We start from the raw sequence: 26408 nt of genomic DNA on the forward strand, positions 1-26408 counted from the left end.
GCGCGTCGAGGTCGATGGACTGATCGGCGGGGGCGGGAACCGGCGGCCGCAGCCGCACGCGGAAGACCTTCGTCCTGCCGCTCTTGACCGTCCGGGCGGACAGGACCGTGCCCCGGACCGTGCGCAGGCAGCCGGCGCCGTCGTCCCGTGCCGCGGCTCCGCCGTCCCGTGCCGCGGCTTCACCGGCGCACGGCCGGGCGTCGCGGAAGGCCGCCTCCGTGGCGACCTTTCCGGGGACGTACAGGCTCGGCCCCACGGCCACCGCCGACAGGGTCAGTCCGAGCAGCGCCCACGCCGCCGCGTGCCACCACTCCTGCCGGATCCGCGCCGCGATCCACCGGTCCGTCGTCCGCACAGCCACTCCCGTGTCTCCTCATCTTTCCGGAGCATTAGGTCACACGTTGCCGATCAGCCGGAGTTGTAGCCCCAACGGGCCTGACCGTCCCTGCCCATGAAGCACTTCGCGGGGCGACCGTCGGCCGTGGTGGCGGTGGCGCCCACGGGAGAGCAGTACTGCCCGAACCCGATGCCGGACCCGCCGCCCGTGCCGCCGGTGGTTCCGCCCGAGGCCCCGGAGGAGCCGCCCGTGGAACCACCACCGCCGGTGCCCCCTCCTGACGCACCACCCGCCGTGGCGGAGCCGCTCGTGCCCCCGGTACCCGGTTTCGGCTCGGGTCTGGGCTTCGGCTTCGGCTTCGGCTTCGGTTTGGGCTTCGGCTTCGGCTTCGGTTTGGGCTTCGGCTTCGGGCTGGGCTTGGCACAGGAGTCAGCGGGACCGATCAGCCACAGGTCGGCCCGGGTCGAGAGCAGGACCTCCCGGTCGGGTGCCGGCCGCTGGCGGCACACCCGCCAGTCGTCCACGTCCCGGGAACCGTGGTCGAGACGCTCACCCGTGTGCGCGTGAAAGGCGGCCGTGTACACGAACCCCAGGTCGTCCACGGCATGTGAGGCCTCGCGGAAACTCTCGCCCCGGAGGTCCGGCATGACGATCCGTCGGGGGCCGAGCAGCCGCGTGGGGCACGCCTCCTTCTCGGGGACCGCGTAGAGCGTCAGCCCCCTGACGGCCGGGCGGACCGTTTCCCCTCGGGAGGGCGTCTGGAAGCAGACCCGCCAGCCGGGCGCCGAGTCCTTCACCGGCCGGAAGGACGAGGAGGCGTCGGCCGTCGTCACGGCCGTCCAGGACTGGCGTCGCGCGTCCGCGACGGCCGTGGTGAGCGCCGTTCCCTTGAAGTCCCGTACCGCCACGGGGCCGTCGGCGCCCGCCCGGGCGGGTGCCTCGTGTCCCGCGCCCCAGGCGGCGGAGACCATCGTCATCGCGACCACGGAGGCGAGGACGGGGCGCCTGCGCGCCCATGCCCACACCCGGGCCCGTCCGTGGGGGCGTACGACGGAGCCGGCGGGCGACATCTCGCCCGTCTCCGCGAGCAGTTCCCCCTTCGGGTCGAGCGTGGACCCGTGAAGCTTGCACTCCTTGCCGTCGACGACGATGACGGTGGAGTCGAGGATGCCGTGCTCGCGGCGGAGGATGGACACGGGCTCGGGCACCCGGGTCGCCTTGGGGGCCATGAGGCCGCGGAGCAGCACGAGTCCGCGCCCGGTGAGCGCGGCGTAGCCCCAGCCGCAGTGGTAGAGGGACCGCACGGATTCACCGGGTCCGAGTTCCGCGAGCAGCGCCTTCTTGTGGTCGTCGGGCAGCGACAGCTTCTCGCCGGAGACGACCGCGGCCAGGCGCGGATCATCGGCGGTGGAGCCCTGCACTGCGGTCCCGGTCCCGGTCCCGGTCCCGGCCAGAAGGTCGCCGGACGGGTCGATCAGCGAACCCCACACGGTGATCCGCCGCCCCTTCACGGACACGTCCACGCGTGACGCGGCCCCGTGCGCGGGGCGCATGACCACCAGAGGTCTGTCGACCCGCGCGGGCGTCTCCCCGTTGAGGAGGATGAGCGCGTCGGCGGTGAGCGCGGCGTACCCCAGCCCCTGGTGGTAGAGCGCGATCACCCGCTCCCTGGACCCGAGCGTACGGAGCAGGGCGTCGGCCTGACGGAGGGGAAGGGGGACGATCTCGCGGGCGGCCACCTCGGCGGTACGCGGGTCGTCACGCAGCCGACGCTGCGCGGGGGTTGGGGACATAGGCGGAGAATAGCCGCTGTCGATCTTCGGCAGAAACACTGCTCCATGAACCGATGCAGGGCTGTGACCTGCACAGATGATGCCGCCCCGCCATCGGGTCACCAACCGTCCGGGAAAGGACGTCAGCCGATCAGTTCCGGCGCGAGCCGGTGATACCGCACCAGGAGCACGTTGAGGGCCGCGATGATCAGGACCGCCGCGGCGATGGCGAGCAACGCGCGGCCCGTCCCCCACGGCGTGATGAGCGTGCCGAGGGCGCCGCCCACGAAGATGCCGCCGACGGTGGCGACGAGCCGGGGCCGGATCGTGTGCCGTTCCGGTGTCGCGGGGACGGCTCCGCTGAGGCCGTGGATGAGGCGGACCAGCGACACCTGGACGAGCAAGGTGGGCATGCCGGGAACAGCCGCGCGCAGTGCGGTGTCCGCGCGCAGTCCCATGGCGAAGCCGACGATGGCGATGACCAGGTTGTCCGGGTCCTCGGCGAGCGAGCCGGAACCGTGCCGCCACAGCGCTGTCGCGCCCGCGAGTGCCAGCAGTACCCCTTCCACCGCCAGCGCGGCCGCGAACCAGTGCCGGTGGTGTGCGACGAGACCCTTGGTGGTCAATGCGCCGGCCAGGGCACCGAGGACGAAGGCGGCCAGGGCGATCGCCGGGCGGGCCACCGACACCTGCCCCTCACCGGCGACGGCGAAGGACAGGAAGAGCACGTTGCCCGTGGCCAGGGCGGTGAAGACGTGGCCCATGGTCAGGAAGCTGACCGCGTCGGCCGCGCCCGCCAGGACGGTGAGGGTCGCCATGACGACGGTCCGTTGGCGTTCGCGCCGTTCGGCGGACGGCGGCGGTGGCGGTGCGGATTCTTCACTCATGCGGACAGTCTCGGCACCGGCGACTTCACAGCCGCGGAGGCGGAGCCGGGAGCCGTGGCATGCACGTGATTCCTATGCGGTGATGACCGGGGGACACATGGTGTCAGGGATGACGCGCAGAACATCCATAGCGGTGGTCGGCTGCCTCGTACTCGCGGGCTGCACCTCCACCGGTTCCAGTTCACAGCCGCCCTCCCCCTCATCGGGCAAGACTCCCGCTCAGCCCTCCGATCCGGTCGCGGCAGAGACAGCGCTCAACTGCTCGGACCAGATCGCCACCGACCGGCCGGCCGGTAATCTCCACACCGTCAAGGGCGTCGTGGCGCTGCCCGTGGCCAGTACAGCCGGCGCTCCGAGGGCGGACCGGGTCCGCCCTCAGTCACAGGCGGAGCTGTTCGCCAAACAGGGCCTGATCGTAAGAGCAGGTCGAACATTCGATCTGGTGGTCCCGTCCGAAGAGGCCCTCGCCCGCGGCGCCGACCCACTCCATCTCGCGCTCGCCTTCGGCATCGGCATCGGCATCGGCATCGGCATCGGCATCGGCATCGGCATCGACGAGGAGACGGCCATCCGTTACGCGGACTCCGCACGCGCGCTTCCGGGTGAGGCCGCCGAGCGGTCACCGCGGTGAAATCCGCTCGACCTGGTCACCTCGTCGAAGAGACCCTGTGAGCATGGAGTTCCTCTGCTTCCACCGCGACCGTCCCGGTTCCCTGCCGCTGCGCGACGAGCTGGTGGAAGAGCATTGGTCATATATGGACCGGTACGCGAAGGAGATGATCGCCCGGGGCCCGACCCTCGCCGACGACGGCGACACACCCACCGGCAGCGTGCACATCGTCGACCTGCCCGATCCCGCCGCCGCCCGCGCGTTCGCCTTCGACGAGCCGAACTACCAGGCCGGCGCCTACCGGGACGTGCTGCTGCGACGGTGGCGCAACACGCTGGGGCGCACCATGTGGGACTTCCCCGGCGGCCGGACCGGTGGCAACCGGTACCTGGTGCTCGGCCTCGGCACGGGGCAGGCCGCCGATCTCGCGGTGCCGCCCGCCCGGGACGAGCTGATCGCCTACGGGCCGCTGCTGTCCGACAACGGCGCCACCTGGCTGGGCACGGCGGCGTTGCTCCGGGCGCCGGACCCGGACACGGCACGCACCGTCCTGACCCCGGACCGGTACGCCGACATCGAGGTGCACAACTGGCAGTTCGGCGGGCGGCCGTCATAACCCCATGACGTCCGGCCGACGTTACGGCCGAAGCACTGGCGGCACGTGCGGCCATCCTGAAGTCTGGCCGCACGTGCCTGACAGCGGACCCCTCCCGGGAGGGGTGGCGACACGACGACGGAGGCAGCATTCGATGGACCGAGCCGACGACGACGCACGGAAGATTCGCAGGGATCGCACCGGACCCGGCTGCCCGATCGAACGCCGGGACGACGGCACATGGCAGGTGCGCGGCTACCCGACGGCGCGCGCCGTTCTGCGCAGCACCGACACCGTACAGGCGGGTCTGGGCATCGAGACCGTCGAGAAGCTACCCGCCCGGATCCGGCGGCCCGTGCTGTACCGCGACGGGCCCGAACACCGGGAACACCGCCGTCAGACCGCCCGCTACTTCACACCCCGCCGCGTGGACGAGCACTACCGGGAACTGACCGAACGCGTCACGCGCAAGCACCTGAACACCCTGCGGACCGAGGGCCGGGCACGGCTGGAGGACCTCACCTTCGGCGTCGCGATCGACGTGGCGTGCGGGGTGATCGGCCTGACCCGCAGCAGACCCGGCATCCAGCGCCGGCTGGAGCGCTTCTTCCCCGAGGAGTTCGGCAGGCCCGGGCTGACCAGCCCGCACGGGATCTACTGGCTGCTGCGCCAGAACACCAACTGGCTGCGGATCTACCTCGCCGACGTCCGCCCGGCCATTCGCGCCCACCGCGAACAGCCCGCCGACAACCTGATCTCGCACCTGATCGCGGAGGGCTGTTCGAACCCCGAGATCCTCGGCGAGTGCCTCACCTACGCCGCGGCCGGAATGGTCACGACCCGCGAGTTCATCTGCGTCGCCGCATGGCATCTGTTCACCGACGCCGCTCTGCGCGAGCGCTACTCGGCCGGGAGCGAGACCGAACGCCTCGCGGTGATCCATGAGCTCCTGCGCCTGGAACCCGCGGTCGCCCGACTGAGCCGGCGAACCACCGGCGCCTTCGACGTCCCAGGCGCCGACGGCCCGGTCACCGTGCCCGCCGGCGCGCTCGTCGACATCCACGTGGACGAGGCCAACACCGACCCGGAGGCTGTGGGCGCCGCCCCCACGGCGGTCTGCCCCGGCCGGCCGGCAACGACCGGGCGGTACGCGGCCGCCCTGTCCTTCGGAGACGGACCGCACCGCTGCCCCGGTGCCGACATCGCGATGATGGAGACCAACGTCTTCCTCGGTCACCTCTTCGCCCTCAAGGGCATCCGTATGCTCACACCGCCCCGCGTCACGTTCCAGGACGAGATAGGGGGCTATGTGATCCGCGGACTCCGGGTGGCAGTCGACCAGGGGTGATGCCGGGCCGTCAGTGACACATGACCTTCCAGCCGCGGCGCCCGGTGTCAGATGTCCAGAACGCTCCTGATGGTGCGGACGACGCCGTCGTCGCTGTGCGCGGGAGCCAGGTGGCGGGCGCGGCTGATGACGGCGGGGTGGGCGTTGGCCATGGCGTACGACCAGTCGGCGGCGTCGAGCATGCCGAGATCGTTCAGATAGTCCCCGAACACCATCGTCTGGGCCGGACCGATGTTCAGGTGCTCCTGAAGCCGGCGTACGGCGACTCCCTTGTCGGCGCTGTGGTTCATGACGTCGATCCAGTGCTCGCTGGAGACGACGACCTGGTGGGTGTCGGCGAAGGACGCCAGGGCGGGCGCCGTGGTGTGCTCGATCGGCCCGAAGTCGAAGACGGCCACCTTGACGATCTCGTCGTCCACCGCGGTGGCGTCGTCGACCAGGCGGTGCGCGTTGTAGTACCGGCCCACTTCATCGAGGAAGGCCTGGTCACCGCGTTCGATGTAGGCCGCGCGCTTGCCGCAGACGACGACGCCCACGTCCACACCCTCGTCCCTGAGCTGCCGGACGGACTTGACCAGGCGGGCGGCGACTGCGGGGTCGAGCGGGTCCGAGGAGACCTCCACGCCGTCACGGACGACGAACGCGCCGTTCTCCGCTATGTAGACCATGCCGTCGTCGGCGCCGGCGAACAGGTGCGCCAGCGTGGCGTACTGGCGTCCGCTGGCCGGGCTGAAGACGATGCCCCGGCGGCGCAGATCGGCGAGCAGGGGCCACAGCCCCTGCGGGACACGCCCGTCGGCGTCCAGCAGGGTGCCGTCCATGTCGGTGACGACGAGCCGGATGTCGGGACGAGGGGAGAAGGAAGCAGGAGGAGAGGCGGGGACAGGGACAACAGAGGCAGGGGCAGGGCGCGTGGTCATCATGTTCCGGGTGGGTCGGTGCGGAAAGGGGCTGAGGGCGGTCACCACTGTGCGGTCACCACTGTGTGGCGGGGTGGGCGGAGCGGACGATCAGGGAACCGAGCTCCTCGACGGCACGGGAGCGTGCTCCGGCCAGCTCGGGCAGGGTCAGGGCGGCCGCGGTGACCGGGACGGAGCGCGGCGAGCGGGCCAGGTGTTCCTCGAGTGCGGCGATCAGGCGGGGGCGGGAGCCCCAGGGTCCGCCCACGACGACCGTCCGGGGGTCGGCGAAGGAGAGGGCCGCGGACAGGACACCGCCGATGGCGTGTGCCAGTGCGACGCGTACCCGCTCGGCGCCGGCGCCGGGGGCTTCCAGGATTTCCAGCAGCTTCGGCACGTCGACGGCGGTGGAGGAGGCCCGGCGCAGGTCGAGCGCGGCGAACACCTGCGTGAAGGTCATCACCTGTCCGTCCGGCCCCGCCGTGTACAGATGGGCGATCTCCCCGACGAGCCCGCGATGTCCGCGGCGCACGACGCCGTCGCCGACCACCGCGCAGCCGAGGCCTTCTCCGAGGTGGAGGTAGACGAAGTCGTCGACGCCCTGCACGCAGCCGTGCTCGTACTCCGCGCGCGCGGCCCAGTTGACGTCGTTGTCCACCAGAACCGGGCCTGTCACCGTGCCGGCCAGGACGGCGGGCGGATCGAGCGCGCCCACCAGGAACGGAGCGTCCGGCAGGTGCACCAGCCGGCCGGTCGCCCGGTCGACGGGGTCGGCGGCGCTCACGACCGCCAGACGCAGCGGTCCGCCGGTCCGGCCGCCGAGCTGTACGGCGGCCGCGCCGAGCGCCTCGGCGACCGCTTCCTGTCCCGCGTCGGCTTGCAGCGCGGCGCGGACCTGCCCGTGGGTGCGCCCGAGGGCGTCCACCGCCTCGGCGACGACACCGTGCGGGGTGATGCTCGCCACCAGGGCGGTACCGAGGTGCGGGGCCAGCGCGTAGTACGAGCCGACCCGGCCGCGCCCGGTGGTGCGCTCGCCGGTGTCGACGACGAGTCGTGCCTGCTCGAGCCGCTGGACACTCTCGGAGATGGTCGGCTTGGAGATGCCCGTCCTGGTGGCGATCTCCGCCCGGGTGAGCCGGGCGTGGGCCATCAGGACGCGCAGCACGTTCTCGTCCGTCAGGGCACGCAGCAGTTCCAGGGACGGTTTCGGCGCGGTCATACGAGCATTCTAGTAAGGACTCTTACCTAAACACGCACGCGGGCCCGCGCTGACGCACCAGGGGGCCCTCAAGCCAGTGGGGCGGCCCACTGTGACCGCTCCCACGGGAACCGGGCATGAGTGAGGGAGGCGGCCCCGTGAACGAGCCGCCTCCCGTGTCCGGCACGATCAGCAGGGGAAGGTGCCGCTGTAGAGGGCGTGTCCGTACGAGGAGGTTCCGGAACCGAAGCCGTAGACGCCGTCGTCGCTCCAGACCGCCTCGCGGAAGCCGCTGACGCAGGTCGAGGCCGGCGCGATCGCGAAGCCCTCCAGGTTGTCGGCCGGCATCACGGCCGGGTTCGTGTAGGTCACGTCCGGCACGATCGCGCCGGAGGCGTTGACCTTCATGAAGGTGTGGGTCTCACCGCAGGTGTTGTCGCAGGTGGCGACGAGGCGCTGGGTGCCGGCGTCGTACGTCACGTCCATCACGGAGGCCTTGCCCGTGGCGATCGTGCCGAACGTGGTGAACGTGCCGTCGGAGTTCAGACCGTAGACGTGCAGCGAGCCGTCCCACTCCAGGCCGGCGAAGAACAGGCCCGATCCGTGCAGCGGGTAGTTCGCCGGGTTGTAGGCGGCACCGGTGAGCGGGTTGACCCAGCCGTTGGCGGTCAGCCAGCTGTCCGGCACGTATCCGACGCCCTCGAAGCCGAGGTTGGCGTCGTCCTTGTCACCGGTGTTGAGCTGCGGGAACTGCGAGGTCATGTCCCACTGGTGGACCGGCGTGAGCGTCGATCCGGTCGCGGCCGGGTCGAACTCCAGGATCGTGTCCTTGGGCGCCGTGTTGTTGGTGTTGTCCCGCTCGGAGGTCACGTAGAGGTGGCCGTTGCCGCCGACGGTCAGACCCTCGGAGTCGGGCTCGCCGGAGCCGCTCGCGAAGCGGATCTGCTTGCCGGTCGCGCTCCAGGTCGTGTCCGGGATCCACTTGCCGTTGCTCTTGACCAGCTTGTACAGCCAGTTCTTGTTCTTGACGGCCCACAGCACCGACGGGTTCGCCGAGTCGAACGCCAGACCGCTCACATCCCGGCCCTCGGGGCCGGTGGACGTGGTGAACGCGCAGACGTTGTCGACGATCGTGACGTCCGGCCCGCCCGGCCATGCCGTCGTGCCCGTCGGGGTGGAACCCGTACCGGAAGGCGCCTCGGGCGCGCACCCGCTGGTGAGCGAGCCGCCGCCGCCCAGGAGTTGGCCGGGCTGCGAACCGCCGCCGCCACCCGAGCTGCCCGAGCAGGAGTTCGCGCCGCCGAGCGTCGCGGTCGCGGCGGTCCGGAACCAGCCGGAGCCATTGGCGCAGCGCTCGTCCGACGGCTTGGCGGCGCTGGTGGTCCAGGTCACCGAGTCGACGGTGTTGCCGCTGCCGTCGACGAGGAGGACCGAGTCGTTGTCGCCCAGGCCGATGGTGGAGTTGAACGTGACGTAGCCGCCGGCGGGGATGCTGCTCGCGCTCGGCGAGGAGGACGAGACCGTCACCGCGGAGTGGGAGGTGTCGGCGTCGACGTACTTCCACGAGCCGACGCTGACCGCGCTCGTTCCGCCGTTGTACAGCTCCACGGTGTCGGAGCCGTCCGAGGTGACCTCGTTGATCCGTACCCGGCTCGCCGCCGGGATCGACGAGGGGCAGCCCGAGGCGTTCGCGGTGCCGAACGTGGCCGCCGAGGTCGCGGTCACCCAGGCTCCGGTGCCGTCGCCACCGCAACGCGCCATCGCCGGCTTCGCCTTGTCGGTCGCCCACTCGACGCGGTCGACCACGGTGCCGCCGGACGTGTAGATCACCAGCTTGTCCGCATCACCCAGCCCCTTGGGCGAGTTGAAGGTGACGAAGCCACCCGCCGGGACGGACGTGGCGGACGGGCTGAACGACTGCTGCGAGAAGCCGTCGTCGGACATCTTCCAGCCGCTGATGCTCACCGCGGTCGAGCCGGAGTTGTACAGCTCCACCGTGTCGTTGTTCGATGAGGTGACTTCGTTGATCCGAACGTTCTGGTAGCCGGCCGGGTCGGCGGCGGCCGCGGGCTGAGCGGCCAGCAATCCGGTGGCGAGGAGTCCTGAGAGTGTCAGGGACACGGCGGCCACAGAGGCGACGCCGGCACGCGAAGGTGAGGTAGGCACGAGGGGGAACTCTGGCCAGACGATCTTGAAACGCCGTGTACTCCGGTTGAACGGCAACTTCTGGCCACCGGAACGTCAGACATACGCCGCCGCCGGCCGGCATGGCATCGTCCTCCTTGTTCCCCTGAGACCCAACAGCCCCCTCCCGTCACATGAACCGGCTGCGCGGCGAACCCGTGACCGCCGTCCTCGTCGAGATCGCCGGCCTGGTCCTTGACGCGGCATACGGCGGGTGTCACCGCTCGGGTGCGGAGCTTCCGCTCACTGGACCGTCGTCAATACCCGCTGGTTGAATGCGCGCATGCCAAATGTTCTGTCGTTCTTCATGTGTGCTCTTCTCGGTGCCGTAGCGGTCGCCTGGTACGCCAACGGACGGCAGGACAGGCTTACAGCCCGGTTCATCGACGGTCGACGTGTCACTGTTTCCTGTCTCGTCTGCCCTGCTGGAGCCGATCGTTGGGAACGGGGCTTGTTCGTGATCGAGCCAGGGGGCTGGTCGTGGGAGTCACGTCGTTCGCGCGCCGGTGAGGCCGTTCTGCCGGTGGACTCGCGGATCGTACGGATCCGAAGGTCCGAGGGGCGGGAGAGGAACCGGTTGCACTATCGCCTGCTGGTGCTGGAATGCACGTCCGCTGACGGTGACGTCCGTTTGGCGGTGGAGCCCGGACGGTTGGAGCATGTGGTGATGAAGCTCGCGCCGGCCGGCTATGAAGTGCCGAGACCTGTCGTGGAGTGACCGGGGCTCCCGCGACCACGAGGTGGATCTTCGTGGTCCCCACCGGGTCTCGGCCCCGTCATCGATCCGCCGCGGACTCCTTGGCGGTACCGGTGCGGACCGGAAGGGCGAGCAGGCCGCGGGACCGCATCGAGGGACGCCATTGCAGTTCGGCCGGAGACACGTCCAGTGCCATGTCCGGAAAGCGGCCGAGGAGCGCGGACAGCGCGATCTCGGTTTCCATGCGGGCCAGAGGAGCGCCGAGGCAGTAGTGGATGCCGTGGCCGAGGGCGAGGTGACCGGTGGTGTCCCGGTCGATGTCGAAGCGGTCCGGGTCGGTGAAGCGGCGTGGGTCCCGGTGGGCGGCGGCGAGGGACAGCAGAACGGTGTCGCCCGCCGGGACAGTCACCCCGCCGATGGAGATGTCCTCGGTCGGGAACCGGCGGATGGCCAGGGGCATGGGGCCGTCGTAACGGGCCAACTCCCCCACCACAGCGCTCAGTCGCGCGGGATCGGCCTTCAGCTCGGCCGACTGCTCGGGGTGGCGCAGCAGAGTCAGGATCCCGTTCCCGATGAGATGCACGGTGTTCTCGTACCCGGCGAACAGGATGAGGAAGGCCAAGGACGTCAGCTCGTCCTCGTTCAGCCGGTCTTCCTCGTCGCGTACGGCGATCAGCGCGGAGAGCAGGTCATCGGCCGGGGCGGTCCGCTTGCCGGCGATGAGGTGGGTGAGGAACGACAGCATGCTGCCGACCGCTTCTTCGGCGAGGGACGGGCGCGCCGGATCGGGAGCCACGAGAGTGTCGGTCCATGACCGGAAGTCGAGCCGGTCGGCCGGGGCCACACCGAGCAGGTCGCAGATCACGGTGATCGGCAGTGGCGCGGCGTACGAGCCGATCAGGTCCACGCGCTCATCCGCGTCGATACGGTCGAGAAGCCGGTCAGCGGTGCGCCGGATCGGCTCGCGCAGTTGCTCGATCCGGCGCGGGGTGAAGGCCCGGACCACCAGACGCCTGATGCGGGTGTGGTCCGGGGGGTCCATGTTGAGCAGGTTGGCGTCCAGTGCCGGTGGTAAGGCCATGCCTCGGTAGCCACCGGGCGTCGCGTTGCGCTTGTCGAGGGAGAGCCGCGGGTCGGCGAGCGCCTCACGTACGTCGTCATAGCCGGTCACCAGCCAGGCGGGCAGCCCGTCCGTCCCGGTGATCCGGTGTACGGGCCCTGCCCGGCGAAACTGCGCGTAGACGGCGTAGGGATCTTCCGCGAGTGCCGTGATGTCGATCGGCGCCTGCTGAGCGGAGGCTGCATCAGTCATGCCCTGACCCTACTTGCGAATGAGCCGCGTGCCTTTGACGGCCCGCCACCGTCCGCGGAGCCAGGGGAATACGCGCCACCCGCACGGGCCGGCGACCCCGCTCGAGGGCGTGTCGTGCATGTGAGCGCTGTGCTCATGGAGTCCACGAAATTGCTGGACGGTCAGGGACGTTGGTCACTTCATGACTCAACGACCAGAGCCTCGCCCACTGTCCGACGAAGCCCTCTCCAGCTTGCTCGGCCGGCAGCAGTTCGGCACGCTCGCCACCATCAAACGCAGTGGCCACCCCCACCTGACGACCATGGTGTACAGCTGGGACCCCGAAGCCCGCACGGTGCGGTTCTCGACCACGGCGGACCGGGTCAAGGTCCGGCACCTGCGGCGCAATCCACGCGCGGCGCTGCACGTGCCGGGCGGCGACGTGTGGTCGTTCGCCGTCGCCGAAGGCGAGACCGTGGTCTCCGAGAGCACGACCGTTCCCGGGGACGCGGTCGGGCGGGAACTGCTCGGGATGATCCCGCGGGCCGCGAGGCCCGAGGACGAGGACGCGTACCTGGAGGAGCTGGTCGCCGAGCGCCGGGTGGTCATCCGGCTGAAGGTGGACCGGCTGTACGGCACGGTGCTCGACATCGACGACTAGCAGGAAACAGCACCACTCCTCACCGCCTGACAGGGCACGGACCCGGGACCGCCGGGCTCGCGGGCCAGGGCTGTGGGCATCAGGCTCCCTGGGGGTTAAGATCCGCTGCCGACCTGCGGAAAGTCCGAACGGGCGGCTCCCAGGGGGTGTGAAGTGACCGGATCGGTCAGGGTGCCGCGCGGACAGGCCCGGTTCGCCTGCGGCGCGATCGCCGCGTTCGCGCTGGTGACCCTCGCGGCCGGGCTGGTGGCGTGGTACAAGTACCGGCTGCTGGCCGGACCCCTGGCGCGAGGACCCTACGTCGACAACCCGTTGGTCGAGGCCGACACGTACTTCAGGAACCTGATGGGCTGGCGGACCGCTCTGCTTCTCATGGCCCTGCTCCAGTTCAGCCTCTGGCTCGCCAGCATGCGCGACGTCGCGGATGTCCTCTGGCGCCAGGGACAGCGCCGGCGCAGAGCGTGGCTGGTATTCGGGTGGGTGATACCAGTGGCGCAGCTTTTCGTACCCAAGATGTTCGTCAACGATCTGTGGGCCGCCGGCCGGCCGGAACCGCGGCGCCGTCGGGGACATCCCCTGCTCACGGCATGGTGGCTGTCCGTCCTCGTCGCGGCGAACGCCTACGGCGATGCCTCCGGCGATCTGAAGAAGGCGGTCAGCGCGAGCCAGGCTCGGCATGCCCTGTGGCAGATCATGTTCAGCGACGGTCTGGACATCTGCGCCGCAGGGCTGTCGATCGTCGTCGTCCGGCAGCTCGTCCGCAGGCTGGAACGCGCCGCACCGGCTGTGTGACCGCGACACCCTCGGTCATCGGATCGAGGGTGTCGCGATCAGGACGAACCACGTCCGATCCGGAGTGGAGACCATGAACGCCACCGTCGCGTTGCCGCCACCTCCACCGCCACCGCCGCCGCCACCGGTGCGCGAGCAGGTGTAGTGCGCGGGCACGGTGCAGGAGCAGCTGTTCGATGCCGGGGAGGGGGCGGCCTGCCCCCTCCCCGGCATCGTCGTCGGTCGTCAGGTCGCGGTGGCGGCCGCCGCCGCGCGTCCCGCCTGGCGGCCGGAGAAGAGGCAGCCGCCCAGGAAGGTGCCTTCCAGGGAGCGGTAGCCGTGAACGCCGCCGCCACCGAAGCCGGCGACCTCACCAGCCGCGTACAGACCGGGAACCGGGCTGCCGGAAGCGTTCAGGACCCGGCCCGAGAGGTCGGTCTGGAGGCCGCCGAGGGTCTTGCGCGTGAGGATGTTGAGCCGTACGGCGATGAGCGGACCGGCGTCGGGGTCCAGGATCTTGTGGGCGGGCGCCGTGCGGCTGAGGGAGTCCCCGACGTAGGCGAGCGCGTTCCGGATGCCCATCACCTGGACGTCCTTGGTGTACGGGTTGTCCATCTCTCGGTCACGGGCCTCGATCTGGCGCTGGAGGTCGGCACGGTCGACGAGGTTGTCGCCGGTGAGCTTGTTCATCCCGGTGACGAGGTCGGCGAGCGTGGTGGCGACCACGAAGTCGGCGCCGTTCTTCTTGAACTTCTCGATCGGCTCCGGGCTCTGCCAGATCCGGGAGAGCAGTTTCCACACGTCCTTGTTGGTGAGGTCCGGATTCTGCTCCGAGCCGGAGAGCGCGAACTCCTTGGCGAGGATCTTCTGCGTGGTGACGAACCAGGAGTAGTCGTAGCCGGAACCCGTGATCGACTTGAGGGTGTGGAGGGTGTCGTAGCCGGGGATGTCGGGGCTGCCGAAGCGGCGGCCCCGCGCGTCGAACCACATCGACGACGGACCGGGCAGGATGCGGATGCCGTGACCGGGCCAGATCGGGGCGTAGTTGCGCAGCCCCTCGGTGTAGTGCCACATCCGATCCGGGTTCACGATCCGGCCGCCGGCCTGCTCGGTGATCGCCAGCATGCGGCCGTCCACATGCGCGGGCACACCGGTGACCATGGACCTGGGCGGTGCGCCGAGGCGGTCCGGCCAGTTCTGCCGTACGAGATCGTGGTTGGCGCCGATGCCCCCGGAGGTGACGACGACGACCGGGGCGCGCAGCTCGAAGTCACCCACGACGGTACGGGAACTGGGCTTCCCGCGTGCCGCGCCGCTCGGTTCCAGAACCGCGCCGCGGACGCCCGTGACGACCCCGCCGGTCGTCACGATCCCGTCGACCCGGTGGCGGAACTTGAAGGTGACCTTGCCCGCGGCCACCGCGGCGCGCACCTTCTTCTCGAACGGCTCGACCACCGCGGGACCGGTGCCCCAGGTGACATGGAAGCGCGGTACCGAGTTGCCGTGTCCGTCCGCGAGCCCGCCGCCCCGCTCGGCCCAGCCGACGACCGGGAACCACTGCACGCCCAGGCCGGAGAGCCACGACCGCTTCTCACCCGACGCGAAGTTCACATAAGCCTCGGCCCACTTGTACGCCCAGTGGTCCTGGCCGGACGGGTCACCGACGCCCCGGTCGAAGCCCGCGCTGCCGAGCCAGTCCTGCCAGGCGAGGTCGCGGGAGTCCTTGACACCCATCAGCCGCTGCTCGTCGGAGTCGACGAAGAACAGTCCGCCGAAGGACCAGAACGCCTGACCGCCCAGACTGGCCTCCGGCTCCTGGTCGAGGAGGAGCACCTTCCGTCCGGCCGCGGCGAGTTCAGCGGTCGCGACCAGCCCGGCGAGCCCGTGGCCGACCACGATCGCGTCCGCGTCCTGCGACTCGGCGCCGAAGGCGGGGAAGGCCTGGGCGGCGAGCGCGGCTCCGGCGATCATCCCTCCGGTGACGGTGAGGGCGCGACGGCGTGTGATGCCCCCTCCCGCCTCCGCGTCGTTCCCGTGACGTGATGCGGAGTTGCCTCTGGAGTTCTCCATGGCTGCCTTTCGTCAAGAGGTGCCGGAGGTACGGGAGATACGCGCGCGGGGTGCCGAGGCGCAAAGGCGTCACCGATGAGCCGACGGCAGGTGTTACCGATGGGTTAACCGGCAGCTGTTACCGACGGTAGCTCATGAGGTCCGCGTTACAACAGACCTTGAAATAGAGGGAGTTGGGCCAGAGTTGGGGTACGCGGAACGGCGGGCCGCATGTCGGCTCCGCCGTCCGCGCGAGTTGTTCTGACGAGACGTCAGACGGAGTGCTCCGCAGCCGCGTCGAGCGTTTCACGCGCCGCGGTCAGGGCCGCGGACCGGTCCTCGGGCACCAGGCCGATGCGGGTGCGCCGGTCCAGGAGGTCGGACTCGTCGAGGGCGCCCTCGTGCAGCACGGCCCACAGCAGCGCGGCCCGCGTGACGGGGTGTCCTGGCACCACGGGCTCGCCCAGCCGGGGATCGCCGGCGGCGAGGGCGTCGACGGCGGGGGCTTCGGCGCCGTAGCGACGGATCAGGTGGCCGGGGGCGGCGAGGGACCCGAGCCGGTGCGGGGCCGCCGCGCCGACCAGCGGCAGGGAGGCGGTGGTCGAGGGGCCGGCACGCAGACCGCGGGCCTCGACCGCCGCGTCGACGGCGTCCTGGGCCATGCGCCGGTAGGTGGTGAGTTTGCCGCCGACCACGGTGGTCACCCCGTCGTCGGAGGTGAGGACGGCGTGCCGGCGGGAGATGTCGGAGGTGCGGGCGGCCTCTCCCGAGCGGCCCGGCACGGTGTCGAGCAAGGGGCGCAGCCCCGCGAACGCGCCGACGACGTCATGGCGCCTCACCGGGGTGTCCAGGGCGGAGCCGACGACGTCGAGCAGGAAGCCGATGTCCGACTCCGGGACCTGGGGCACGTCCGGGAGGTCCCCGTCGACGGGTTCGTCGGTCAGGCCCACGTACACGCGGCCGTCGTCCTGCGGCAGGACGAGGACGAACCTGTTGGTCTCGCCCGGGATCGGGATGTGCAGCCCGGCGGGCAGCGGTCCGAACAGGTCGGCGCGCAGCACCAGATGCGTTCCGCGCGAGGGGCGGATACGGATGCCCTCGACCAGGTCGCCCGCCCAGACGCCGGACGCGTTGATGACCGCGCGGGCCCTGATCTCGCCCTGTTCGCCGGTCAGTTCGTCGCGGACCCGGGTGACGGTCCCGCCCGCCTCCAGGGCCCTGACCCGGGTGAGGATCTTCGCGCCGTGGGCGGCCGCGGTGCGGGCGAGCGCTGTCACGAGCCGGGCGTCGTCGGTCACTTTGCCGTCCCAGGACAGCAGGCCGCCGCGCAGGCCCGCCGGGCGCACCGAGGGCGCCAGGTGCCGGGCCTCCACCGCGGAGAGGCGGCGCGGAGCGGGCAGGGTGGCGCGGGAGGTGCGCGCCGCCAGTCGCAGGGTGTCCCCGGCCCGGAAGCCGGCCCAGGCCAGGGAGGCCTGACCGCGTGACACGAGCGGCGTCAGGGGCAGTACGAAGGGCTGCGCGCGAACCAGGTGGGGGGCGGTGCGTTCCATGAGGACGCCGCGTTCGACCGCGCTCTCGTGGGCGACGTCGAGCTGTCCGGAGGCCAGGTAGCGCAGTCCGCCGTGGATGAGCTTGGAACTCCAGCGCGAGGTGCCGAAGGCGAGGTCGTGGGCGTCGACGGCGACGACGTCGAGACCGCGCGCGGCCGCGTCCAGGGCGACCCCGGCGCCGGTGGCGCCGAGTCCGATCACCAGGACGTCCACCGTGTCGCCGCCCACCGCCTCGGCCAGTTCACGGCGGCGGCGGGCGGCGGAGAGCGAGAATCCGGGCGCCGGGGCCGCCGGGCCGGACGGACTGCTCGTGGGACTCATGGCGTGAGGGTCCTCTCCAGAAGGGTGCGCAGCTCGTCGAGAAAGGCCGTGCTGGTCAGTTCGGGGTCGTCCTCGTCGGTCATGGTCCGCAGCGACAGGGTGAAGGACTGGACCACGAGCAGTACGGCACGGGCCTGTCTTCCCGTGGGCGCGAGCCGCACCGAGCCGTCGGCGTGCCCCTGCTCCAGGGCGTCGGCGAGGAGTTCCAGGAGGGCTTCCTGGCTGGCTCCGCGGCGGTCCAGTACGTAGGGGAGCAGGAGTTCGGGATCGACGTCGATGATCTTGCGGAAGAGCGGGTGGGCACGGAAGCCCTCCACCCCGGCCACCAGACCGTCCACGATCCGGGTCCGCGTGTCCTTGCCCGGGTGCGGCTCGGGCATGGCGCGCGTCGCCACGTCGATCCACTCACGGGTCATCAGGTCGCCGACCAGCGACCGCACATCGGGCCAGCGCCGGTAGAGCGTCATGCGCGAGACACCGGCGCGGCGGGCCACGTCGGTCAGGGTGGTACGCCGGACTCCGACCGCCAGGACGCAGTCGCGTACGGCGTCGAGGACGGGGTCGCCGTCCGAGTGCTTGTGACGAATAGGCGTCATGTGTCACAGTGTAACGCCCCGTGCTGCTGTGCGGGAGACGGCACGTCGCGACCGACCGATGAGGACTAGTTCATGGACATGCTGTGGAGTGGCTGGGGCGACCCGGCCAAGGCGGCGCCGCTGCCCGACTCGGTGACCGGCCTGCTGCGGGATCTGCTCGGCGTCAAACCGCGGGACACCGCCGCACACGCTCTCGACGAGATCTCCGTTCCCGAGCCCCTGCCGGGCCCGGCCCTGGACGCGCTGGCGGACGCCGTCGGCGGCGCGGAGCACGTGCGCGCCGACGCGGAGACCCGGATCAGGCACACCCGCGGGAAGTCGACGCCCGATCTGCTGAGGCTCCGCGCGGGCGACGCGGGGGACGCTCCCGGGGCCGTCGTCCTGCCCTCCACCCACGACGAGGTTCTCGCCGTACTGCGCGTCTGCGCCGAACACGGCCTCGCCGTCGTCCCGTTCGGTGGCGGCACCTCCGTCGTCGGCGGCCTCGCCCCGGAGCGGAGCGCCTTCGTCGCCCTCGACCTGCGCCGCATGAACGCCATGCTCGGCATCGACCCGGTGTCGCGGACCGCCACGCTCCAGCCGGGCCTGCGCGCTCCCGACGCGGAGGCGCTCCTGGCCGAGTACGGCTTCACCCTCGGGCACTTCCCCCAGTCCTACGAGTGGGCGACCATCGGCGGGTTCGCCGCCGCCCGTTCCAGCGGCCAGGCCTCCGCCGGATACGGCCGCTTCGACGAGATGGTCCTCGGACTCACCCTCGCGACCCCTGAAGGCACCCTGGACACGGGCCGCGCCCCCCGGTCGGCGGCCGGCCCCGACCTGCGGCAACTGGTCCTCGGCTCCGAGGGTGCCTTCGGGGTCATCACCTCCGTCACCGTACGGATCAGGCCGCTGCCGCGGACGCGTGTCTACGAGGGATGGCGGTTCGCCTCGTTCGAGGAGGGGGCCACCGCGCTGCGCCGGCTCGCCCAGGACGGGCCGCGCCCCACGGTGCTGCGGCTGTCCGACGAGACCGAGACCTTCGTCGGACTCGCCCAGCCCGACGCCATCGGCTCGGCCGAGGCCTCCGCGGCCGCCGGCTGCACGGCCATCGCCGGGTACGAGGGGACCGAGGAGGAGACCGCGCGCCGCCGCGAGGAAGCCGCGGCGGTCCTGCGCGCCGCCGGAGGCACCTACCTGGGCGCCGAACCCGGCGACCGCTGGGCGCACGGCCGCTACTCGGCGCCCTATCTGCGTGACGCGCTGCTCGACGCCGGGGCCTTCGCCGAGACCCTGGAGACCGCGACCTTCTGGTCCCGCGTTCCCGAGCTCTACGCCGCCGTGCGCGCCGCCCTGACCGAGACGCTCACCGCCGCGGGAACCCCGCCCCTGGTCATGTGCCACATCTCGCACGTCTACGAGAACGGTGCCTCGCTCTACTTCACGGTGGTCTCCGCGCAGGGCGAGGACGCCGTGGCCCACTGGACGCCGGCCAAGGAGGCCGCCAACGAGGCCGTGCTGAGCGCGGGCGGAACCATCAGCCACCACCACGGGGTGGGAACGGACCACCGTGACTGGTACCTCCGGGAAGCGGGGCCGCTGGGTGTCGAGGCCCTGCGGGCCGTCAAGCGGCGGCTGGACCCCGACGGCGTCCTCAATCCCGGGATCCTGCTGCCCGTCGACTGACACCGCCCCGGTGACGTGGCGGCGGCCCGGCGCCCCTGCCACGTCATCGGGCTCCGGCGGCCCGGACCCCGCCGCGTACAGCCGTACCGCCGGCCCCGGCCCGACACCGCCGCCGTACACAGGCTCCGCCCCTGCCCGCTCCGTCTCACCCGTCACTGCCCGGAGGCACACCGATGCGACAGTTCACCGCCGTCGTCAATCCCACCGCGGGCGGCTCCACCGGGGCGGCGGCACTGCTCCCGGTGGCCCGCCTGCTCAGGGAGGCCGGAGCCGGTCTGGAGACCGAGTACAGCCGCAGCCTGGCCCACGCGCGGGAGCTCGCGCTCCGGGCCGGGGAGCGGGGCCGGGTCGTCCTCGCCGTGGGCGGCGACGGGATCGCGGGCGGGATCGGCGGCGCCCTGAGCGGGACCGGCACCGTCCTCGGGCTGATACCGGCCGGACGCGGCAACGACTTCGCCCGCGCGCTCCGACTGCCCACCGCGGCCACGGACCTGACGCGCGTCCTGCTGCACCACGAGCCCCGGCGCGTCGACACCATCGAGGTGGAATCCGCGGTGCACGCGCGCACCGTGGTTCTCGGGAGCGTGTACGCGGGCGTCGACGCGCTCGCCAATCAGCACGCCAACCACGCACGCCTGCTGCGCGGGGCCGCCTCGTACTACGCCGGCGGCCTGCGCGCGGTCACCGGCTGGCGTCCGGTGTCGTACCGCGTCACCGTCGACGGGGAGGAACACCTCCACCGCGGCTACACCGTCGTGGCCGCCAACTCCGCCTACTACGGCTCCGGGCGCATCATCGCCCCGCTGGCCCTGACGGACGACGGCCTGCTGGACGTCGTCATGATCCGCGAGGCCCCGCGCCGGCTGTTCTTCACCCTCATGAACGAGCTGAAGACCGGCGCGCACGTGTCCCGGCCGGAAGTGGTGATCCTGCGGGGCCGGGAGATCCGCATCGAGGCCGACCGGCCCGTGCCCTACGGTGCCGACGGGGAGGTCGAGGCCGCCCTCCCCGTCACGGCCCGGGTGCGGCCGGGCGATCTGGCCATGCTCTTCTGATCACCCCGGCCCCGGGGCGCCACCGCAGGTCACCCCGCGGCGGTCTCTCCGCTCGCGCTGCCCGCCAGCCACTGGTCCCAGCTCAGGTTGAACGAGGCGTAGCCGTTGTCGGCCGAGGCCTTCGCGCGCGGGGAGCCGGTGACGGAGACCGGGTCACCCTGCTTGACCTGGCCGTAGAACCACTTGGCGTCGGTGATCGAGAGGTGGACACAGCCGTGCGAGCCCCGGGCGCTGCCACTGCCCGGGTTCGGGTCGCCGGTCGAGTAGTGGACGTAGGTCCCGGACTGGGTCAGGTGGACGTCCCAGGGAAGGGTCAGGTCGTAGTAGTTCGCGTCGCCCTTGTTGCAGCTGATGCCGACGCTGCACGAGGTCATGTGGACCTTCTCCTGCTTGTCGATCACCGCCATCACGCCGTTCCACGTGGGGTACTCGGCGCTGCCCGCGTTGATCGACAGGGTCCGTACGGGCGCGCCGTTCTTGGTGACCTTCATGGTGTGGCCGGTGACGGACACATCCGCGCGGACGTCGTCGCCGACGGTGAAGTCGTGGACGTAGGAACGCGTGCCGTAGCGGCCGTTGCCGTTGGCGACACCCTTCAGGTCGGCGGTGATCTTCACCTTCGTACCGCTCGCCCAGTACGACTTGGGCCGCCAGTCGGCGCGCCGGTCCCCGAACCAGTGCCACGCGCCCGTCATCGGCTGGGAGCTGGTGACCTTCATGTGCTTCTCGACACCGGCGCGGGCCTTCTGGGCCACCGGGTTCGTGAAGATCACCGAGATCGGCATCGCGACGCCGACCGTGGCACCGGTCTGCGGCGTGATCGTCTCCAGCAGCATCGGTGGCCCGGCGGGCTTCGATGGAGACGGCTTCGCACTGGCCGTCGGCTTCTTCGACCCCGCCTTTCCGTCGTCCGAACTCGCCTTCGGCGTACCCCCGCCACAGGCACTGGCCCCCGCCAGCACCGCAACCATGACGAGTGCCGTCGATATCCCGTTACGTCGCTTCACTTTTACCCCGGCTCACAATCGTCCCTGCCTCACTGTTCATTGGGACTGCGGGCACCGGCCCGCGGTTGCAGTACGTGTGCAAAGCGCGGTTCAAAACCCGACTCGGGAGGCTCACGCCCCGTGGATCGGTCAGAGCGCGTGCCGGCCACCGGTGCCGCACCGCCGGTCACCGGTACCCGCTTCAGGCCGGCTCACGCCTGTGCGCCGGCGTCGGCGCGGCCCGGACGCCGGGAGAGGAACCGCACCGCGCCGTCGGCCCCGGCCTCGTACGGTTCCTTGCGCCGGCCGGGATTCTAGGAGCGCGTTCGCCGGGCCGCGTCGACCTCTTGGGGCGCCGTCGTGTGCTGTCCCGTGGACGTTCCCGCGCCGGAACGGACGAGCGGTACCAGCACTCCGGCACCGGCCACGGCGAGCACGGCGACCACCCGCAGCACCCCGTTGATCGCCGAGCCGTCGGACGCCGCTCCGCCGGCGGACCCGCTGACCTCCTCCAGCACGGTCGCGGCCACCGTCACGGCCACCGCGCCCCACAGCACCAGGGAGGTGAGCACCAGGCCCGACGCGGCCGCGAGCCGCCCGGCGGACACGTACGACTGGGTGGCCGCGTTGGTGAGCGCCCAGCCGAGCCCGACGCCCGCTCCGACCACCGCGAACACCGCGGCGTAGAGCGGCAGGGGATGCGCCCAGGTCAGCGCGGCGAGCGCCACCCCGCTCAGCAACAGCCCCACCGCCATCAGCACCTCCGCCCGCCACCGGTGCGCCAGATGGCCCGACCAGTAGCTCGCCGCGCCGACTCCCGCCGACAGCGCCAGGAAGACCACTCCCGACTCCAGCGGTGACAGCCCCCGCGCCTGCTCCAGATACAGCGCCGCCAGCACCGCGACGAGGCAGTACACGATGTTCGACACCGTCCCGGCCACCGTCACGGTCACGAACGGCCGGTTGCGCAGCAGGGTCAGGTCGATCAGCGGTTCCGCCGCCCGCCGCTCGACCGCCACGAACAGGGCCAGCGTCGACGCGCCCACGGCGAAGCACGCCAGGGTGGCCGCCGAGCCCCAGCCCCAGTCCGACCCCTGGTCGACGGCGATCATGACGGTTGTCAGACCGCCGGCCAGCGTGACGGCGCCCGGCAGGTCCATCCCCCGCGTGGCCCCCTCGTCCCGCGACTCCGTCACGTACCGCAGCATCAGCAGCACAGCCAGCGCGCAGAACGGAACGTTCAGCAGGAAGACCGCGCGCCAGCTGACGAGCTCGGCGAAGGCACCGCCGACGAAGGGCCCCAGCGCGGTGCCGACGGCGCTGAAGGCGAGAACCGTCCCGACGGCCCGGCCCTGACGGCTGTCACGAAAGTGCGCGGTCACCACCGCCACCGCGATGGGCAGGACCAGGGCCGCCGCCATCCCCTGGACCACTCGTCCCCCGGTCAGCCACACCGCGTTCTGCGCGGCGCTGCACACCACCGACATCACGGCGAAGCCGGTCAGCCCGACGACGATGATCCGTCTGCGGCCGTACAGGTCGGCCGCCCGCCCGCCGACGATCATCAGTGCCCCGAGTGTCAGCATGTAGCCGCTCACGAGCCACTGAAGGTTCGTGGCCGGTGTCCCGAAGTCCCGGGCGATCACGGGCAGCATCAGGTTCAGCGCGAACCAGTCCAGTTCCACCAGCAGCATCGCGATCGAGGCGGCGGCGATGACGGCGCGGTCCCGGCGTGAGAACAGTCCCGTCGTCCGGCCTGCGGATCCGCTCACGACGACCATCCCCTGCCACGGGTCACTCCTCCCGCCAGCCTGCGGGCGCCCGCGGAGCCCCGCAACCGGAGCCCTGCCCGGCCGGCCGCGCGGCTCTGCGACCCCCCGGCGGGGGCGCCCGGCCCGTCCCGTTCCTCGCGGGCGGCTCCTCGTCCGCTCAACTCCCTTACGGTGCCGACCACATGACCGCTCCGAGTAGGATGATCGAACACTTGGCCTGCCCGCGTTTCCGTGGTGCGATGGGAGCTAGCATGACGATCGACCGACAGTCGTTTCCGCCGCTCGACACCAGCAAGGCGCATCCCGCGCGGGTCTACGACTGGCTGTTGGGCGGTAAGGACAACTACCCGGTCGACGAGGCCGTGGGAGAGAAGCTGCCGCCCGAGGCGAGGGACGCGGCCCGGCAGAACCGCGAGTTCATGCAGCGGGCGTCCGCCTGGCTCGCCGAGCAGGGCGTCGACCAGTTCCTGGACATAGGCACCGGCATCCCCACCCAGCCGAACCTGCACCAGATCGTCCAGGACATCACGCCGTCGGCGAAGGTCGTCTACACCGACAACGACCCGATCGTGCTGCGTCACGCCGAGGCGCTCCTGGTCAGCCGCCCCGAGGGCGTCACCGACTACATCCAGGCCGATGTGCGGCAGCCGCAGGACATCGTCCGGCACGCCCGCCACGTGCTGGACTTCAGCCGTCCGATCGCGCTGTCGCTGATCGCGCTCATGCACTTCATCCCCGACGAGCAGGACGCCCACTCCATCGTCCGCAACCTCGTCGACACCCTGCCCCCGGGCAGTTACCTGGTGCTGTCGCACGCCTCCTCCGACGTGTTCCCCGAGCTCTCCGCGCAGGTCACCGCCGAGTACGCGAAGGGCGGCATCCAGCTCGGCTTCCGTACCCGTGCCGAGGTGGAGCGCTTCTTCGACGGCCTCGACCTCGTCTCCCCCGGGCTCGTGACGGCGACGCAGTGGGTCCGGTCCGGCGAGGTACCGGCGCCGGCGCCGGAGGACAGCGGCATCTACACGGCGGTGGCCCGCGTTCGCTGAACGGCACGGGGACGGCGGATGTGCCGCGCCCCGGTGATCCGTGCGACGCGGAGCGGCAGCGCGTCCATGCGGGTGGCGTATGGGGCGGCGGCGAGCCCCCGACGGCATGACCGGCGTTGTGCACAGTGCCAACTCACGCTCCGTCAGAGAGGACGTCCCGTGCGTCGAACCATGCTGTTGTCTGTCTGTGCTCTTGTCGCCGCCGCCGCCACCGGATTCTTCACCACCAGCGCCATCCGCAACCGCTGACGGCGAGACGCCCCCCACGCGCTCCCGGACATCGCGCGACCCGCGTCCGCCGGGTGGGACGGCCTCCACGGCCGTCCCACCCGGGGCGTGTGCCGGACGTCCGGTTCAGTCCGCTCCACCGCTGTCCTCGTCGCGGGAGCCGGCCGCGCGGTCCGCCATGCGCACGCGAAGAACCGCCGGGATGACGAGCCACCACAGGATGTACAGCCCGGCCACACCCGCGACGATCCAGGGCACGTACGAGTCGTCGTCGGTGGCGGCGCGCAGCACCAGCAGGAGGGAGGAGATCATGGTGAGCAGCAGGAGCAGCAGGCCGAGCAGGGTCAGCCTGGACGCCCATACGACAGCCTCCGGCTTGATGAGGCGGCCCGTCACGATGCGGTGGAACGCCACGGGGGCGACCAGCGCGCCGATGGCCGCGGCACCGAGGACGATCGTGACCATGTACAGGGTCTGGTCCGCCTCGGACAGCCGCCGGTAGGACGGCTGGAACACCACGGTCAGCAGGAAACCGAACAGGATCTGCACGCCGGTCTGGGCCACCCGGATCTCCTGGAGCAGGTCGGCCCACTTGCGGTCGGCCCGCTCCTCGGGTGATTCATCGCGTCCGTCGGTCCGTTCGTCGCCCTGCATCGGCAGTCCCTCTCCTGGTGGCACCATCCGCCGAGCCGCCCCTCGTGTCGCGGCCCGCCCGTGTGACGCGCCGTGTGACGCGGTCTCCCGGCCGACGGCCGGTCTCCCGTTCGGCGCCGCGGTACGTCGCTCAACGGCCCAGCGCGTTCTTCAGCTGCTGCTTGCTCATGGACGAGCGTCCCTGGATGTCGCGCTTCCTGGCCTCTTCGTACAACTGGTCCCTGGTGGGGCCCTGCGCCCCCGAGTGCGAACGCTCGCCGCCCCGCTGCGACGCCGACTTCGGGTCGCGCAAGGACGCCTTGCCCGCCGTCTCGGACTCGCCGGCCCTGGCCCGCTCCTTGTTCACCGTGCGGGCCGCGATCTCCTTGGCGCGGCTCGTGGACTCCCCGCGGTCCTGCGCGCTCTGCTTGATGTGTTCGTACTGCCGCTCGCGCTTCCTGTTCGATCCCGCCGGCATGGTGCGCCCTCCTCCTGGATGCGGCCCGTACGTGGCATCGGGTACCCCCGATTGGTCCGCGGCCTCACGGGTCTCCCGGAATCGCGTCCCTGCGGCCCGGGAACGGCGGAAGTCCCCGCACCGGGACGGCCGGGGACTTCCCTGCGGCGGTGGACACCGGCGGACAGGAGCACCGCGCGTCGCGGCGGATCAGCCCGACGCCGCTCCGCGCGGCCGCCCGTTCATCCCTTCCGGTGGCGGAGCACCAGCCACAGGAGGACGGCGGCGCCCGCCGTGGCCAGAACCAGCGTGCGGTTCTCGCGCGCCAGCCGCGCTCCCTGGGCCGCCTGCTGCCGCAGGGGCTCCGGTGCCTTCTCCTGCCACACGCCGCCGGCCTGCGCGGCCTTGTCCCGCACCTGGTCCGCGGCCTGGGCCGCCCGGTCCCTGACCGGGTCGGGCACCTTGTCCTGCACCGTGTGCGCGGCCCTGGCCGCCCTGGTCCTCAGCTCGCCCGCCTTGGCCAGGGCCTGCTCGGCGACCTCGGCCGTCTTCTCCTTGGCCTGCTCGGCCATCTCCACGGTCTTCTCCTTGACCTCGACGCCCTTGTCCTTGGCACGGTCCTTGGCATCGGCCTTGCCGGCCGGTGCCTGGACCGTCTCTCCCAGCTCGGCGCGGGTCCGCTCGACCTGCTCACGCATCTCGCCGGGTGTCGTGGGGGTGTGCTTGTCGTCGGACGGTTCACTCATCGGTGGGCACTCCTCTTGATCGCGATCACGGTGGCCACGAGGGCCTGGATTGTCGGG

The 26408-nt window shown here is 71.4% G+C and carries 23 protein-coding genes; 9 read left to right on the plus strand and 14 right to left on the minus strand.

The features are described from left to right. Positions 1-408: 408 nt before the first annotated feature. Entirely contained in the window at positions 409-2130 is a 1722-nt protein-coding gene (locus tag ACFYW9_RS22115) for a hypothetical protein (RefSeq protein ID WP_389152891.1), read from the minus strand. A 122-nt stretch (positions 2131-2252) separates the two neighbouring features. Further along, on the minus strand, positions 2253-2996 hold the full coding sequence (locus ACFYW9_RS22120) for a YoaK family protein (protein WP_389152894.1): 744 nt from the start codon (positions 2994-2996) through the stop codon (positions 2253-2255). Positions 2997-3105: 109 nt separating this feature from the next. On the opposite strand from ACFYW9_RS22120, the gene ACFYW9_RS22125 reads away from it, so the two are divergent. The 3 genes from ACFYW9_RS22125 to ACFYW9_RS22135 all read left to right on the plus strand — a co-directional run bounded on the left by ACFYW9_RS22125 (position 3106) and on the right by ACFYW9_RS22135 (position 5549). Beyond that, positions 3106-3627, plus strand: coding sequence for a hypothetical protein (locus tag ACFYW9_RS22125; RefSeq protein ID WP_389152897.1), 522 nt, complete (start codon positions 3106-3108; stop codon positions 3625-3627). A gap of 43 nt (positions 3628-3670) precedes the next feature. Continuing rightward, complete coding sequence (locus ACFYW9_RS22130; protein ID WP_389153091.1) at positions 3671-4222, plus strand: YciI family protein; 552 nt, start codon at positions 3671-3673, stop codon at positions 4220-4222. Between the two features lie 133 nt (positions 4223-4355). Next, positions 4356-5549 carry a cytochrome P450 gene (locus ACFYW9_RS22135; protein WP_389152900.1) on the plus strand — a complete coding sequence of 398 codons (1194 nt, stop codon included), beginning with the start codon at positions 4356-4358 and terminating at the stop codon, positions 5547-5549. 47 nt (positions 5550-5596) lie between these two features. Here the strand turns inward: ACFYW9_RS22135 and ACFYW9_RS22140 are convergent, their stop codons facing one another. The 3 genes from ACFYW9_RS22140 to ACFYW9_RS22150 form a co-directional block, all read right to left on the minus strand. Further along, positions 5597-6469, minus strand: coding sequence for a Cof-type HAD-IIB family hydrolase (locus ACFYW9_RS22140; RefSeq protein WP_389152903.1), 873 nt, complete (start codon positions 6467-6469; stop codon positions 5597-5599). A gap of 55 nt (positions 6470-6524) precedes the next feature. Further along, on the minus strand, positions 6525-7667 hold the full coding sequence (locus tag ACFYW9_RS22145; RefSeq protein ID WP_389152906.1) for an ROK family transcriptional regulator: 1143 nt from the start codon (positions 7665-7667) through the stop codon (positions 6525-6527). 168 nt (positions 7668-7835) lie between these two features. Further along, on the minus strand, positions 7836-9767 hold the full coding sequence (locus tag ACFYW9_RS22150) for a lamin tail domain-containing protein (protein ID WP_389152909.1): 1932 nt from the start codon (positions 9765-9767) through the stop codon (positions 7836-7838). Positions 9768-10113: 346 nt separating this feature from the next. Between ACFYW9_RS22150 and ACFYW9_RS22155 the strand changes: the two genes are divergently transcribed. After that, entirely contained in the window at positions 10114-10548 is a 435-nt protein-coding gene (locus ACFYW9_RS22155) for a hypothetical protein (protein ID WP_389152912.1), read from the plus strand. Positions 10549-10606: 58 nt separating this feature from the next. On the opposite strand, the gene ACFYW9_RS22160 is transcribed toward ACFYW9_RS22155, so the two are convergent. Next, positions 10607-11839 (minus strand): cytochrome P450, encoded by a 1233-nt coding sequence (locus ACFYW9_RS22160; RefSeq protein ID WP_389152915.1) that lies wholly within the window; start codon positions 11837-11839, stop codon positions 10607-10609. A gap of 181 nt (positions 11840-12020) precedes the next feature. Here ACFYW9_RS22160 and ACFYW9_RS22165 point away from each other — a divergent pair, with 181 nt between their 5' ends. Both ACFYW9_RS22165 and ACFYW9_RS22170 read left to right on the plus strand, forming a co-directional pair. Continuing rightward, complete coding sequence (locus ACFYW9_RS22165) at positions 12021-12479, plus strand: TIGR03618 family F420-dependent PPOX class oxidoreductase (protein WP_389152918.1); 459 nt, start codon at positions 12021-12023, stop codon at positions 12477-12479. A 153-nt stretch (positions 12480-12632) separates the two neighbouring features. Further along, on the plus strand, positions 12633-13271 hold the full coding sequence (locus ACFYW9_RS22170) for a DUF4328 domain-containing protein (protein WP_389152921.1): 639 nt from the start codon (positions 12633-12635) through the stop codon (positions 13269-13271). 225 nt (positions 13272-13496) lie between these two features. Here ACFYW9_RS22170 and ACFYW9_RS22175 read toward each other — a convergent pair whose 3' ends face one another. The 3 genes from ACFYW9_RS22175 to ACFYW9_RS22185 all read right to left on the minus strand — a co-directional run bounded on the left by ACFYW9_RS22175 (position 13497) and on the right by ACFYW9_RS22185 (position 17766). Then, positions 13497-15320 (minus strand): FAD-binding dehydrogenase, encoded by a 1824-nt coding sequence (locus ACFYW9_RS22175; protein ID WP_389152924.1) that lies wholly within the window; start codon positions 15318-15320, stop codon positions 13497-13499. A 251-nt stretch (positions 15321-15571) separates the two neighbouring features. Further along, positions 15572-17170: a glycerol-3-phosphate dehydrogenase/oxidase gene (locus tag ACFYW9_RS22180; protein WP_389152927.1), complete on the minus strand. Its 1599-nt coding sequence runs from the start codon at positions 17168-17170 to the stop codon at positions 15572-15574. Then, positions 17167-17766 carry a TetR/AcrR family transcriptional regulator gene (locus ACFYW9_RS22185; RefSeq protein ID WP_389152931.1) on the minus strand — a complete coding sequence of 200 codons (600 nt, stop codon included), beginning with the start codon at positions 17764-17766 and terminating at the stop codon, positions 17167-17169. Before ACFYW9_RS22185 ends, ACFYW9_RS22180 begins: the two co-directional genes overlap by 4 nt. Positions 17767-17838: 72 nt before the next feature. Between ACFYW9_RS22185 and ACFYW9_RS22190 the strand changes: the two genes are divergently transcribed. Both ACFYW9_RS22190 and ACFYW9_RS22195 read left to right on the plus strand, forming a co-directional pair. Continuing rightward, positions 17839-19428 carry an FAD-binding oxidoreductase gene (locus ACFYW9_RS22190; protein ID WP_389152934.1) on the plus strand — a complete coding sequence of 530 codons (1590 nt, stop codon included), beginning with the start codon at positions 17839-17841 and terminating at the stop codon, positions 19426-19428. A 173-nt stretch (positions 19429-19601) separates the two neighbouring features. Then, positions 19602-20483, plus strand: a complete 882-nt coding sequence (locus tag ACFYW9_RS22195) for a diacylglycerol kinase family protein (protein WP_389152937.1) — start codon at positions 19602-19604, stop codon at positions 20481-20483. Between the two features lie 29 nt (positions 20484-20512). Here the strand turns inward: ACFYW9_RS22195 and ACFYW9_RS22200 are convergent, their stop codons facing one another. Both ACFYW9_RS22200 and ACFYW9_RS22205 read right to left on the minus strand, forming a co-directional pair. Beyond that, positions 20513-21454 (minus strand): L,D-transpeptidase, encoded by a 942-nt coding sequence (locus ACFYW9_RS22200; protein ID WP_351863455.1) that lies wholly within the window; start codon positions 21452-21454, stop codon positions 20513-20515. Positions 21455-21783: 329 nt separating this feature from the next. Further along, complete coding sequence (locus ACFYW9_RS22205; protein WP_389152942.1) at positions 21784-23241, minus strand: MFS transporter; 1458 nt, start codon at positions 23239-23241, stop codon at positions 21784-21786. A gap of 251 nt (positions 23242-23492) precedes the next feature. Between ACFYW9_RS22205 and ACFYW9_RS22210 the strand changes: the two genes are divergently transcribed. Beyond that, complete coding sequence (locus tag ACFYW9_RS22210; RefSeq protein WP_351863457.1) at positions 23493-24287, plus strand: SAM-dependent methyltransferase; 795 nt, start codon at positions 23493-23495, stop codon at positions 24285-24287. A 354-nt stretch (positions 24288-24641) separates the two neighbouring features. Here ACFYW9_RS22210 and ACFYW9_RS22215 read toward each other — a convergent pair whose 3' ends face one another. The 3 genes from ACFYW9_RS22215 to ACFYW9_RS22225 all read right to left on the minus strand — a co-directional run bounded on the left by ACFYW9_RS22215 (position 24642) and on the right by ACFYW9_RS22225 (position 26351). Continuing rightward, a complete protein-coding gene (locus ACFYW9_RS22215) occupies positions 24642-25196 on the minus strand; it encodes a DUF6328 family protein (protein ID WP_389152947.1) in 555 nt (184 codons plus the stop codon). 103 nt (positions 25197-25299) lie between these two features. Further along, the gene (locus tag ACFYW9_RS22220) at positions 25300-25626 is read right to left on the minus strand and encodes a plasmid stabilization protein (protein ID WP_389152950.1); all 327 of its coding nucleotides are present in this window, start codon (positions 25624-25626) and stop codon (positions 25300-25302) included. A gap of 221 nt (positions 25627-25847) precedes the next feature. Next, positions 25848-26351, minus strand: coding sequence for a DUF3618 domain-containing protein (locus ACFYW9_RS22225; protein ID WP_389152953.1), 504 nt, complete (start codon positions 26349-26351; stop codon positions 25848-25850). Positions 26352-26408 lie beyond the last annotated feature (57 nt).

It is taken from the genome of Streptomyces sp. NPDC002698, from assembly GCF_042888945.1.
Taxonomy (GTDB): Bacteria; Actinomycetota; Actinomycetes; order Streptomycetales; family Streptomycetaceae; genus Streptomyces.

What these genes read in the sequence shown, in the direction of transcription:
- ACFYW9_RS22145 (WP_389152906.1), bottom strand. Translation starts at nt 7,667, where the DNA reads ATGACCGCGCCGAAACCGTCCCTGGAACTGCTGCGTGCCCTGACGGAC.
- ACFYW9_RS22180 (WP_389152927.1), bottom strand. Translation starts at nt 17,170, where the DNA reads ATGAGTCCCACGAGCAGTCCGTCCGGCCCGGCGGCCCCGGCGCCCGGA.
- ACFYW9_RS22130 (WP_389153091.1), top strand. Translation starts at nt 3,671, where the DNA reads ATGGAGTTCCTCTGCTTCCACCGCGACCGTCCCGGTTCCCTGCCGCTG.
- ACFYW9_RS22215 (WP_389152947.1), bottom strand. Translation starts at nt 25,196, where the DNA reads ATGGTGCCACCAGGAGAGGGACTGCCGATGCAGGGCGACGAACGGACC.
- ACFYW9_RS22160 (WP_389152915.1), bottom strand. Translation starts at nt 11,839, where the DNA reads ATGACTGATGCAGCCTCCGCTCAGCAGGCGCCGATCGACATCACGGCA.
- ACFYW9_RS22125 (WP_389152897.1), top strand. Translation starts at nt 3,106, where the DNA reads ATGACGCGCAGAACATCCATAGCGGTGGTCGGCTGCCTCGTACTCGCG.
- ACFYW9_RS22220 (WP_389152950.1), bottom strand. Translation starts at nt 25,626, where the DNA reads ATGCCGGCGGGATCGAACAGGAAGCGCGAGCGGCAGTACGAACACATC.
- ACFYW9_RS22200 (WP_351863455.1), bottom strand. Translation starts at nt 21,454, where the DNA reads ATGGTTGCGGTGCTGGCGGGGGCCAGTGCCTGTGGCGGGGGTACGCCG.
- ACFYW9_RS22155 (WP_389152912.1), top strand. Translation starts at nt 10,114, where the DNA reads ATGCCAAATGTTCTGTCGTTCTTCATGTGTGCTCTTCTCGGTGCCGTA.
- ACFYW9_RS22175 (WP_389152924.1), bottom strand. Translation starts at nt 15,320, where the DNA reads ATGGAGAACTCCAGAGGCAACTCCGCATCACGTCACGGGAACGACGCG.
- ACFYW9_RS22195 (WP_389152937.1), top strand. Translation starts at nt 19,602, where the DNA reads ATGCGACAGTTCACCGCCGTCGTCAATCCCACCGCGGGCGGCTCCACC.
- ACFYW9_RS22115 (WP_389152891.1), bottom strand. Translation starts at nt 2,130, where the DNA reads ATGTCCCCAACCCCCGCGCAGCGTCGGCTGCGTGACGACCCGCGTACC.
- ACFYW9_RS22225 (WP_389152953.1), bottom strand. Translation starts at nt 26,351, where the DNA reads ATGAGTGAACCGTCCGACGACAAGCACACCCCCACGACACCCGGCGAG.
- ACFYW9_RS22135 (WP_389152900.1), top strand. Translation starts at nt 4,356, where the DNA reads ATGGACCGAGCCGACGACGACGCACGGAAGATTCGCAGGGATCGCACC.
- ACFYW9_RS22165 (WP_389152918.1), top strand. Translation starts at nt 12,021, where the DNA reads ATGACTCAACGACCAGAGCCTCGCCCACTGTCCGACGAAGCCCTCTCC.
- ACFYW9_RS22120 (WP_389152894.1), bottom strand. Translation starts at nt 2,996, where the DNA reads ATGAGTGAAGAATCCGCACCGCCACCGCCGCCGTCCGCCGAACGGCGC.
- ACFYW9_RS22210 (WP_351863457.1), top strand. Translation starts at nt 23,493, where the DNA reads ATGACGATCGACCGACAGTCGTTTCCGCCGCTCGACACCAGCAAGGCG.
- ACFYW9_RS22190 (WP_389152934.1), top strand. Translation starts at nt 17,839, where the DNA reads ATGGACATGCTGTGGAGTGGCTGGGGCGACCCGGCCAAGGCGGCGCCG.
- ACFYW9_RS22185 (WP_389152931.1), bottom strand. Translation starts at nt 17,766, where the DNA reads ATGACGCCTATTCGTCACAAGCACTCGGACGGCGACCCCGTCCTCGAC.
- ACFYW9_RS22140 (WP_389152903.1), bottom strand. Translation starts at nt 6,469, where the DNA reads ATGACCACGCGCCCTGCCCCTGCCTCTGTTGTCCCTGTCCCCGCCTCT.